The 3,195-nt window shown below is 60.5% G+C and carries 2 protein-coding genes; both read right to left on the bottom strand.

The annotated features are described in order from the left end of the window. Positions 1 to 1,293 (bottom strand): FAD-dependent oxidoreductase (locus tag CWO91_RS41900; RefSeq protein WP_130221132.1); only part of this gene is annotated, 1,293 nt, incomplete at its 3' end. Positions 1,294 to 1,594: 301 nt separating this feature from the next. Next, positions 1,595 to 2,020: a YybH family protein gene (locus CWO91_RS41895; protein ID WP_130221131.1), complete on the bottom strand. Its 426-nt coding sequence runs from the start codon at positions 2,018 to 2,020 to the stop codon at positions 1,595 to 1,597. Positions 2,021 to 3,195: the final 1,175 nt, after the last annotated feature.

Below are 3,195 nucleotides of genomic sequence, written 5' to 3'. Positions count from 1 at the left end.
GTCCTGAGGCAGCGCAAGGCACATTGCGATTTCGATCAAGCCACGGAGCACGTCTGCGTCTTGGGATGATGCAACCAGAAGCTTGGCCATGACTGGGTTGGGCGCGGGCATCGGCATGCCCGCTTCCAGAGCCGTCATTTCGGCGATCCGAACGCGGTCCGCGGCGATCTGATTTCGATAAAACGGACCGACTTGGCTTTCGGTGTCAGCGTCGTATTCCCGGGAGAAAGCTCCGGGATCGTCGATGTATCGGCGCGCAACATTACGGAGCACCTGCGCGTGCAGAAGGCCGACGCTCAAGCCGCGTCCGGCGGACGGATTGGTGCACGCCCATGCATCGCCTACAGCGGCAAATCCCGTGACGACCGGCCGACCATCGACGACAAACCGTCGGTATCGGTCGATAACTCCCGCCATCAGAAGGACGGGCGTTACTGGCTCGCCGTCGAGCCAATGGGCTTGCCGCGGACATGCGGAGACGACGCGATGGAATGTCGCCGTATCGCGCAAGGCTCGCATCGCCTTGTTCTTCGACGAGGTATACAAGGTGATCGACCAGGTGTCATTGTCCCCGTCCAGGGTAAGGATCGAAAACAATCCCATCGGCGTGAGTGCACGTCCCGTCCTGCGAGGCCGCTGTTGCCCCGAGAAATACCGCGTAAAATAAGCGAAGTTGCTATCTTCGGATTCCTCGATCGGGCTACGGGCACCCGCGCTGATGATCCAATCGCAGGCCGCGCTTCGTCGTCCCATGGCGTCGATTACCAGATCAGCGCGAATCTCTTCACCAGATGTCGTGCGTACCCCTGCAACGTGCGGCACACCTCGGATCGCCGAAGCACCCGTGATCAGTTCGCGAACCTTGGTGCCCCGACGAATGGTCACGTTAGGTGCCACTTGCGCCATTGCAGCTACGGCGCATTCAATAATGGGCCTCCGACCGGTGACGAAGCGTATGGCCTCGTCACCCGGACGCGGCGTCCGATCCGTTATGGTTGGGGGAAGAGATCGACTGTCCAGATAGTCCACCCAAACGCAACCGGCTCGAAGCAGACCATCTGTCAACCCCGGCAATTCCTGATCGCTGATCATCCGAAACCGCGAACTGAGGTTATGAGGTTGCCTGAATTGGGCAACTCCCGGACGTTCCCACGAATTCCATCCCTCGGCGGGCGCTGCAGGTTGATCGGCCGGGTCAGCCTCTAGGACTGTGACTCGGTGGCCATCGCGACCAAGCATCATCGCTGTGCACAATCCAATCACGCCTCCGCCGCAAATTAGGATTTTGCTCATCCGTTCTCCCCCTAGAGTTCGGCCGACCGCGGAAGTCGCGCGGAATCGTCATCGTCTCCTCCCGGCCAAACGACGACGACCCTCATGCGCGCATGGTTCTTCAAGACATAGGTCGATCTGGCGAACGGGAGGTTCAAAGCTCTCCTCAGCCTGCCTTCGGAGCCAGATGTCACAGGTGACGCCCATTGGTCCGTGATGTCAGCGTGAGCAAATCTCGTCTGCTATGCCCCACCAAACGAACCTCAATGAGAACCGTCGCCACTTCGCTGATGGGTCAACAACAGACACGTACGCCGCCGGCCTACTTGCCCTCGTTCCATATGTCGGTGGCGAGCTTCCAGTCATTTCCGACCTTTTCCCAAACAACGACGTACTTCCCAGTCACTTCCTGCGGTGTCGACCCTTTGGTCTTCAGAGCAAACGTGCCGATCTCGCGTGCCGCCAAAGGACCGAGCGCCTTCACATCAACAGTTGTGAGCTTCGGGTCGCCGACTTGTTCCGCCATGCTTTTCCACATGACTTCGATGGCTGCTCGCCCCCGCGCCATCGAAGAACCGGGCGGCATGGCGATCGCATCATCGCTATAGAGCGACGCAATGCCGGGGAAATCGCCCTTGTTGAAAAATTCGATAAATTTGCTGTTGATCGCTTCAATCTCGGACTTCTGAGCCAAAGCCGGAGTCGACAGCGAGATCACGAATACTATCGCCAGTACGATGTTGCGCATGATCGTCTCCAACTCAATGTACGATTCGAATGCAGCGCGGCTGTTGCTCCACAGAGGATGCAATGCCGCATCCCAGACCGTGTTTGACGAAACAGCAACTCCGGGGAACTACTGTAAGAAATATTGACGAAGTAAGTGCGACGTGGCGTACCCGTCCACAAAGCAAAGCTCGTCACCACCCCGTCGGCCGTTGCCCGTCCGGCAAAACAGCCGCGACACACACCATCCGCCTGTCAAGCCTCGCCTTACAAAATATTCCACTTTACCGAAATTCGGATTTGTCGTACAAGCGAAATACCCTGGCCTGAGACAAGGGGCGGATCGCGATCGTCACGAACCGCAGGCCGGGCAGCGATGGACGCGACGGCGTCGGGCGTAACAGGCATTGCAGGCGGCTTCGGCTGTGAGCATCGCTTCGCGCCGACGACACGACGCCGACAGCGTCTTCGCATGGCTTCGGGCGTGAGCACACGCCAGCCCTCGAAGTCCCAGCGAAGACGTGCGCGGACGGAGAAGTCGTGTGGTTCTGACGCCCGGGGTCTGTGCGTCAAGTCCTGCGGTGATGCCCGCGGCCCAACCGGGTCCGCACATCAGCCATCCGCAAGGCGACGGGGGCAATAGTGCATCGCTCCCCGGGGAGAGCACGAAGGACACCGTTAAAACCATTCGCGCAGGGAAGGCCGGGCGACCGGCATCACCTGTGGTCCACCCCGTGTGCATTTCTGTAGCGCACGGACCTGCGGGTGCCAGCCGGCGCCCGGCCTTCCCTGCGCCCTTGTCTTTCCGAGGGCGTCACATGCAGCAAAACTCGGGCGAGACGCGCCGCGAGAAGGCGATGGTGTGTCTGCTGTTTGAAATATGAATTGGACAGCGACGGCCTCGGCCCCTTGCGCCGTCATTGCGAGCGCAGCGAAGCAATCCAGCCTGCCTCCGGCGGAAGATTCTGGATTGCTTCGCGGAGCCTGTCATCGGGCCGCGCTTCGCGCGGACCCGGTGGCTCGCAATGACGACGTGGAAGCGGCTCCTCACCCCTCGCTGTCATCGCCCGGCTTGCCGTCTTCGCTAAAGCTACGCCGGCCCAACACCGAAAGCCCGGCGAAGCCTTGGCGGAGCCGGGACCGGGCGACCCAGTACTCCGAGACGGGTGTGATTGAGAAGAGAGGCCGCGGCGTACT

Origin of the sequence: Bradyrhizobium genosp. SA-3 (assembly GCF_004212635.1) — a bacterium.
Classification (GTDB): Bacteria; Pseudomonadota; Alphaproteobacteria; order Rhizobiales; family Xanthobacteraceae; genus Bradyrhizobium.
The sequence above is the reverse complement of the archived record's forward strand: the minus strand, read 5'-3'. Positions and strand labels throughout refer to the sequence as shown.